The sequence below is a fragment of the Rhodoblastus sphagnicola genome, assembly GCF_002937075.1.
GTDB lineage: Bacteria > Pseudomonadota > Alphaproteobacteria > Rhizobiales > Beijerinckiaceae > Rhodoblastus > Rhodoblastus sphagnicola.
The window spans coordinates 1-7,428 of sequence record NZ_NHSJ01000054.1 but is presented as its reverse complement, the minus strand read 5'-3'; the positions used below and the strand labels follow the sequence as shown (position 1 = coordinate 7,428).

Below are 7,428 nucleotides of genomic sequence, written 5' to 3'. Positions count from 1 at the left end.
CTCCGGCGGCGCCAGGGCGGGTCCCCCGCCATTCGCCGCCGAACCGCCGCCGCTGACCGAGGCGGATGATGCGGGGCCCGCCGTCGCGCCGGCGGCGCAACCGGCGGTCGCCGCCGGACCGGCCGTCGAGGCGGCCGTGATCGTCGCGCGCGAAATTCTCAAGCTGACGACGCCGGCGCCGGCGCAAGCAGCGGTCGGTTCGCCGCCGCCGGCGATAGACCGCCCCGATCCGGCCAACGAGGACGACCTTTGCCTGATTCGCGGCGTCGATTCCGCGCTGGCGCAGGCCTTGCGCGACATCGGCGTCTGGCGTTTCGAGCAGATCGCGGCATGGCGCCAGGAGCACATCGACTGGATCGCGCATCATTTCCAGCGCTTGTCGCCGCCGCTGGCGATTCCCGCGGCCCCGGCCTTGTGGCCGCCGCAAGCGCGGCTGCTCGCGGCCGGCGCCCTCACCGATCACGCGCGCGCCGTGCTCGGGGGCGAAACGCCGGCGCCCGACGACGCGGCCGCGCTCGCGGACTGGGTCGCGCGTCTGCCGCATCCGGCGGCGGGCGGTGCGGCCGACGATTTCTACGCGGGCGCGCGGCCCCCGGGATTTTTGGAGCCCCCGTTCGGCGAGACGGACGATCTGACGCAAATCCGGGGCGTCGACAGGGAACTGGCCGAGAAGCTCAACGGACTCGGCGTGTGGAGTTGGCGGCAGATCGCCCGCTGGAGTCCGGAGAACGCCCGTTGGATCGGCGCTTGGCTGGCCAGGCCCGGCGCGCCCGAGCGCGACGACTGGGTCGGCGCGGCGCGCGCGCTCACGAGGAGGGAGGCGCCAACGGCCTGAGTTCATGATGGGATTGGTCTGTTTTTGTGGGGGTTTTCTCCGAAAATCGTCGATGACCTTGCGGAAACCTTGATTTTCGCCCGCGCGGGTGCGGAAAAACATGTGTGTGGCGGCGGGCCGCCCGAAAAATCGTCTTTTCCCGATTCGGGCTGATGCTATGTTCATAGTTGTGATTCTCAGTTGACGAGTCGGTGATTCGGGTTGTCGCCCGAGGCAATAGAGCTCGTACATTCAGTTTGGGAGCAGGTTCATTGGGAACCAAAGAACCGGCGGATCTCGCGCAAGACGCGGGAATTGATTTCGACTCTGAGGCGGCGACGGAGATCATCGAGATCCGTGGCCGTGTCAAATGGTTCGATATGGCCAAGGGTTTTGGCTTTGTCGTGCCGGACAACGGCCTCGCCGATGTTCTGCTTCACGTCACGGTGTTGCGCCGGGACGGTTTTCAAAGCGCCCCGGAAGGAGCGCAGTTGGTGTGTCAGGCGCAAAACCGCTCGCGCGGCTTGCAGGTGTTCCGCGTCCTGTCCATGGACGAGTCCACCGCCGTGCATCCGGCGCAATTGCCGATGGCCCGCACCCATGCCGAGGTTCAGTCTGTCGGCGGCTATGAGATCGTCGTGGTCAAATGGTTCAATCGCGTGAAGGGTTTTGGTTTCCTCACGCGCGGCGACGGCACCCAGGACATTTTCATCCACATGGAGACGCTGCGCCGCTATGGCATCGCCGACCTCAAGCCGGGCGATTCGCTGCTGGCGCGGTTCGGCGATGGCCCCAAGGGGTTGATGGCGACGGAAGTGCGTCCGTTGGACACGCGACTGCCCAGCGCCCATTGACGGCTATTGAGAGCATCCGGCCGTCGCTCGGGCGGAGCGGCCGGAAGGAGTTTGCGATGCGTTTGTTCGTTGGCGTCCTGCTGGCCGGTTTGGCCGTCGCCCCGCTGGGCCTCGCCGGCCCGACGCCGGCCCGCGCGCTGGAGGCGGGAGTTCCTGCGACGGAAAAGCTGACGCTGGAGACGGGCGGCGGCCCTGTGAGCCTGGATGTGGAGGTCGCGCGCGACCCCGCCATGCGCGAGCGCGGGCTGATGTACCGCCGTTATCTTCCGGAAAATCGCGGCATGCTGTTCGACTTCGGCCACGCGCAAACCGTGCTGATGTGGATGAAGAACACGTACATCCCGCTCGACATGATCTTCATCGCCCGCGACGGCAAGGTGACCCACATCGAGGAGAACGCCGAGCCGCTGTCGGAGGCGATCATCTCGTCCCAGGGTCCGGCCTTCGCCGTGCTGGAGGTCAACGCCGGCGTCGCGAAAAAGATCGGGCTGAAACCGGGCGATGTGGCGGATCATCCTTTGTTCGGCCGCTGAACCGCTCCGTCCCGCCGAGGCGCGGCAAAAACTCAGATGCCCGCGCCGTCGAGGAAAACATCCTCGCTGGCCTTGGCCTGGGTCACGACGGCGCCCGCTGGCACGCTGTGGGTCAGCCAGACATTGCCGCCGATGGAGGCGCCCCGGCCGATGGTGACGCGCCCGAGCACGGTGGCGCCGGCATAGATCACCACATCGTCCTCCAGGATCGGGTGACGCGGGTAATCCTTGAGCAGACGGCCCTCGGCATCCGTCGCGAAGCGCTTCGCGCCGAGCGTCACCGCCTGGTAGAGGCGAACGTTCCTGCCGATGATCGCGGTCTCGCCGATCACCACGCCGGTGCCGTGGTCGATGAAGAAACCCGCGTCGATCTCGGCGCCGGGATGGATGTCGATGCCGGTGTCGGAATGCGCCTTTTCCGCAATGATTCGCGCGAGCATGGGCGCGCCGAGCCGATAGAGCTGGTGCGCGAGGCGATGGCGCGCCACCGCCGCCACGCCGGGGAAACAGAAGATGATCTCGTCTATGCTCTTGGCGGAGGGATCGCCGACGTAGGCCGCGCGGACGTCGGCGTCGAGCAGCAGCCGCACGTTCGGAAGATTCTGGGCGAGTTCGGCGACGATCTTGGCCGCATGGCGGCTTAAGCCGCGGTCGCGCCCCTCGCGCTCGCCGGAAAGGCGCAATTCCAACTCGATCTGGTGGCGCAGGCTGGCGAGGCTTTCCGCCAGCTTCAGCGTGACGAAGGAATCGACCTCGCGCGCGGCGAGGCCGGAGGGGCCGAAATGACGTGGAAACAAAGCCGCGACCAATCCCTCCACGGCCGCGACCGTCTCCGCGCGCGACGGCAGGTCCGGAGGCGCGCCACGATAGCGGCGCGCCTGCGCGGCGGCGCGCAAGGCGCGCAACTCGCCGACGATCTTGTCGAGGGAATATTCGCCGGCGTCGTCCACGTCGGGGAGTTCGGCGAGGCTCACGCGGCGAGGCCCTTGGCGTCGAACAGGCCTTCGAACAACACCGTGCTGAGGTAGCGCTCGCCCGAATCGGGCAGGATGACGACGATGGTCTTGTGGGCGTTCTCCGGTTTCTTGGCCAGCCGCGCCGCCGCCGCCACCGCCGCGCCGGAGGAAATGCCGGAGATGATGCCTTCCTCCCGCGCGAGGCGGCGGGCATAGAGGATGGCTTCCTCGTTGCCGATCTGCTCGACCGAATCGATCAGCGAAAGGTCGAGCACGCCGGGAATGAAGCCGGCGCCGATGCCTTGGATCTTGTGCGGCCCGGGCTTGATTTCGAGCCCGGCGCGCTTCTGGCTGATGACGGGGCTCGCCTCCGGCTCGACCGCCACCGACTGGATGGCCTTGCCCTTTGTATTCTTGATGAAGCGCGAGATGCCGGTGATCGTGCCGCCCGTTCCGACGCCGGAGACGACAATGTCCACCGCGCCATCGGTGTCGTTCCAGATTTCCGGGCCGGTGGTCTGTTCGTGAACGGCGGGGTTGGCGGGGTTCTTGAACTGTTGCGGCAGCACGTAGCGTTTCGGGTCGGAGGCGGCGATCTCCTCCGCTTTCGCCACGGCGCCGGCCATGCCGCGCGGGCCTTCGGTCAGCACCAGCCGGGCGCCGAAGGCGATCAACAGCTTGCGGCGCTCCAGGCTCATGGTTTCCGGCATGGTGAGGGTGAGCGGGATGCCGCGCGCCGCCGCGACGAAGGCGAGCGCGATGCCGGTGTTGCCGGAGGTCGGCTCGATGAGCTCTTTGCCGGGGCCGAGCAGGCCGCGCTTTTCGGCATCCTGGATCATCGCCGCGCCAATGCGGCATTTCACGGAATAGGCGGGGTTGCGGCCCTCGATCTTGGCGAGAACCGTCGCCGGCGCGTGGTCGATGACGCGGTCGAGGCGAACCAGCGGCGTGTGGCCGATCGAGAGGGAATTGTCTTCAAACCATTTGGGCATGACGCGCTCCATTCCAAGGGTAGGTTGATATTTATTCTATGGATGTTATCAATTTTTCCTGTGAAGGCAAAGCTGCTTTTTCGGCTTCCCTTTTGATATGCATCCCGCGACCGATTGGAAGCGGAGTAATGAAACGTGAGTCGTGGAGGCCTTCGGTGTATCGCGAGCAGGGCGCGCGGTAGTCGCGATACGCTTTATAAATTTAATCATTTTTATGGAATAAATTTTTTATATTCTGACTTACGGAAAGCTGTTGTCCCGATGGCCGATTAGAACTAAATCTCTGCTTCAGGCAGATGAATCAGAGAAGAGAATGATTTTTTCGTTATTTAGAAAAATATTCTCTGTCATCCGGCTGTCGTTGCTTTAGCACGAGGATCCTATGTCCGACGATGTCGAAATCCGCAGAACCCTGAGCGAGCCCGCCGCCAGGCAGCTTGCCAACGCCACCAAGACCAGGGCGCAATGGTCGGGCATCACGCCGCGATGGTTGGTGTCCTTCCTGCCGTGGACGCCGGTTGAGGCCGGTATCTATCGCCTCAACCGCGTCAAGGAAGGCTCCGTCCTCACCGACGCCGACGTGCAATGCTCGCCGGCCCGCGACCGCGACGCCGACCTGCCCGAGACCTTCATCGATTACGAGGAAAAGCCGCGCGAATATTCGCTCAACGCGGTCACCACCGTCCTCGACGTCCAGACCCGCGTCTCCGATCTCTATTCCCATCCCTACGACCAGATTCAGGAGCAGTTGCGCCTGCTGATCGAAAAGGTGAAGGAGAAGCAGGAAGCCGAAATCCTCAACAACCCGGATTACGGCCTGCTCGCCAATATCGATCCCCGGCAGGTCATCTCGACCCGCACCGGCGCGCCGACCCCGGACGATCTCGACGAATTGATCACCAAGGTCTGGAAGGAGCCGGCGTTTTTCCTGGCCCATCCGCGCGCCATCGCCTCCTTTGGTCGCGAATGCACCCGTCGCGGCGTGCCGCCGCCAACCGTCACCTTGTTCGGCGCGCCCTTCATCACCTGGCGCGGCCTGCCGCTGGTTCCCTCCGACAAGCTGCCGGTGGACGAAAACGGCAAGACCAAGATCCTGCTGTTGCGCACCGGCGAAAAGCGCCAGGGCGTGATCGGCCTGTTCCAGCCGGGCATTCCCGGCGAAGTCGCGCCGAGCCTGTCGGTGCGCTTCATGGGCATCAACCGCAAGGCGATCGCCTCCTATCTGATCTCGCTCTATTGCTCGACCGCCGTGCTGACCCATGACGCGCTGGCCGTGCTCGATGAGGTCGATATTGGCAAGTATCACGACTACAAGGATATCTACGCCAAATGATCGCCGAGATGTGATCGCGAAGGCGGCGCGCCTGTTGTCGCGCGCCGCCGCCCTTTCGATTGATGGTTGCAGGACAAGAACATGCCACTCGGCCTTTCCGCGTCTGAACTCCCCGCCGGCGATGAGCCAGCCTCCGGAGCGCCCGGCTTCCCCGATCCCGCGCTGATCGCGCGCATGGCCAACGCCCTGTTCCAGAGCGCGCCCAACCAGACGGCTGTGGGCTCCGACCCCGGCGTTCCCGTGGCGCCGCCGAGCCCGTCCATGATTCCCGCGCCCAATCCGACGACCTCGGTCGCGCCGTTCACGCCGGCCAATCCGCTGGTCGGGCCGCCGGACCTGCCGCCCTCCACCATTCCCTCCGTCGTGCCGACGCCCAATCTGACCTTGCCGCACGCGCCGAGTTTTTCCGCCCTGCCGGTCGGTTTGGGCGCGCCGCCGCTGCCGGGCGCTTCCGCTGGCGGGGTTGGACCCGCCGGCCCCTTCGATCTCGGCGAGACCGCGCAACTGGTCCCCGAGGCGCATCGGGTTCAGGCGGGCGAAGGCGTGACGCCGGGCGCCGCCGACGCGCCCTATTTCCTCGCCGAATCCGCCTTCGCCAAACAGCCCGTCGCCGCGCCCGCCACTTCCGCCCCGACTGCGGCTCCGAGCGCGCCGGCTTCCGTCGGTTCGCCGGAAAGCGTGGCGCCGGAAAGCGTCGCGCCCAAAAATTCGGCGCCAAAAGCCAGCTACAATTTCCTCGAACTCGACCTGCGGCCCCTGGCCGCGCCAGCGCGCGGCGCGGTCGGCTTCCCGCTCGATCCCGAGACCATCAAACGCGACTTCCCGATTCTCAACGAGAAGGTCAACGGCGGCAAACGCCTCGTCTGGCTCGACAATGCCGCGACCACGCAAAAGCCGCTTGCCGTGATCGAGCGCGTCTCGGATTTTTACAAGCACGAGAATTCCAACATCCACCGCGCCGCCCACGCGCTGGCCGCGCGCGCCACCGACGCCTACGAAGCCGCGCGCGAAAAAACCCGGCGCTTCCTCAACGCGCCGTCCGCCCGCGACATTGTTTTCGTGCGCGGCGCCACCGAGGGCATCAATTTCGTGGCGCAAAGCTGGGGCCGCGCCAATGTGAAGGAGGGCGACGAAATCCTCGTCAGCCATCTGGAGCATCACGCCAATATCGTGCCGTGGCAGCAACTTTGCGCGCAGACCGGCGCAAAACTGCGCGTCGCGCCGGTGGATGACGACGGCCAGATCATTCTCGAAGCCTATGAGAAGCTGCTCGGGCCGAAGACGAAAATCGCGGCTTTCACGCAGGTTTCAAATGCTCTGGGCACGGTGACGCCGGTGGCGGAAATGACCGCGCTGGCCCACAGCCACGGCGTCTGCGTGCTGGTGGACGGCGCGCAAAGCGTGTCGCACATGCCGGTGGACGTGCAGGCGATCGGCTGCGATTTCTTCGTCTTCTCCGGGCACAAGGTTTTCGGCCCGACCGGCATCGGCGCGGTCTATGGCCGCGACGCCGTGCTGGAGAAGACGCCGCCGTGGCAGGGCGGCGGCAACATGATCGCCGACGTCACCTTCGAGCGCACCCTGTTCAACCCGCCGCCGGACCGCTTTGAAGCCGGCACCGGCAATATCGCCGACGCCGTGGGCCTGGGCGCGGCGCTCGACTATGTCGAACAATTGGGCATGGCCAATATCGGCGCCTATGAGCACGGCCTGCTGGAATACGCCACGGCGAAAATGCTCGCGGTTCCCGGCCTGCGCATGATCGGCACGGCGCGGGAAAAGGCCAGCGTGCTGTCCTTCGTGCTGGACGGCAAGGAGGCGGTGGAAGTCGGCAAGGCGCTCGACGCCGAGGGGATCGCGGTGCGCTCGGGCCACCATTGCGCCCAGCCCATCCTGCGCCGCTTCGGCCTGGAGGCCACAGTGCGGCCCTCGCTCGCCTTCTACAA

Annotated in this window: 6 protein-coding genes and 1 pseudogene; 5 read left to right on the top strand and 2 right to left on the bottom strand. The window is 65.8% G+C overall.

The features are described from left to right. From CCR94_RS25010 to CCR94_RS08465, 3 genes and pseudogenes are all read left to right on the top strand, one after another. Nucleotides 1–835, top strand: a pseudogene (locus CCR94_RS25010) (hypothetical protein); the annotation flags it as partial. A 251-nt stretch (nucleotides 836–1,086) separates the two neighbouring features. Continuing rightward, entirely contained in the window at nucleotides 1,087–1,668 is a 582-nt protein-coding gene (locus CCR94_RS08470; RefSeq protein WP_104507440.1) for a cold-shock protein, read from the top strand. Nucleotides 1,669–1,724: 56 nt separating this feature from the next. After that, nucleotides 1,725–2,201, top strand: coding sequence for a DUF192 domain-containing protein (locus CCR94_RS08465; protein ID WP_104507439.1), 477 nt, complete (start codon nucleotides 1,725–1,727; stop codon nucleotides 2,199–2,201). Nucleotides 2,202–2,233: 32 nt separating this feature from the next. Here the strand turns inward: CCR94_RS08465 and epsC are convergent, their stop codons facing one another. Together epsC and cysK are read right to left on the bottom strand one after the other, a co-directional pair. Next, nucleotides 2,234–3,175 carry a serine O-acetyltransferase EpsC gene (epsC, locus tag CCR94_RS08460; protein ID WP_104507438.1) on the bottom strand — a complete coding sequence of 314 codons (942 nt, stop codon included), beginning with the start codon at nucleotides 3,173–3,175 and terminating at the stop codon, nucleotides 2,234–2,236. Next, a complete protein-coding gene (gene cysK, locus CCR94_RS08455; protein WP_104507441.1) occupies nucleotides 3,172–4,149 on the bottom strand; it encodes a cysteine synthase A in 978 nt (325 codons plus the stop codon). The genes epsC and cysK overlap by 4 nt, the downstream gene beginning before the upstream one ends. A 382-nt stretch (nucleotides 4,150–4,531) precedes the next feature. Here cysK and CCR94_RS08450 point away from each other — a divergent pair, with 382 nt between their 5' ends. Next, nucleotides 4,532–5,482, top strand: coding sequence for a family 2A encapsulin nanocompartment shell protein (locus tag CCR94_RS08450; protein WP_104507437.1), 951 nt, complete (start codon nucleotides 4,532–4,534; stop codon nucleotides 5,480–5,482). 81 nt (nucleotides 5,483–5,563) lie between these two features. Further along, a partial coding sequence (locus tag CCR94_RS08445; protein WP_104507436.1) for a family 2A encapsulin nanocompartment cargo protein cysteine desulfurase occupies nucleotides 5,564–7,428 on the top strand: 1,865 nt, incomplete at its 3' end.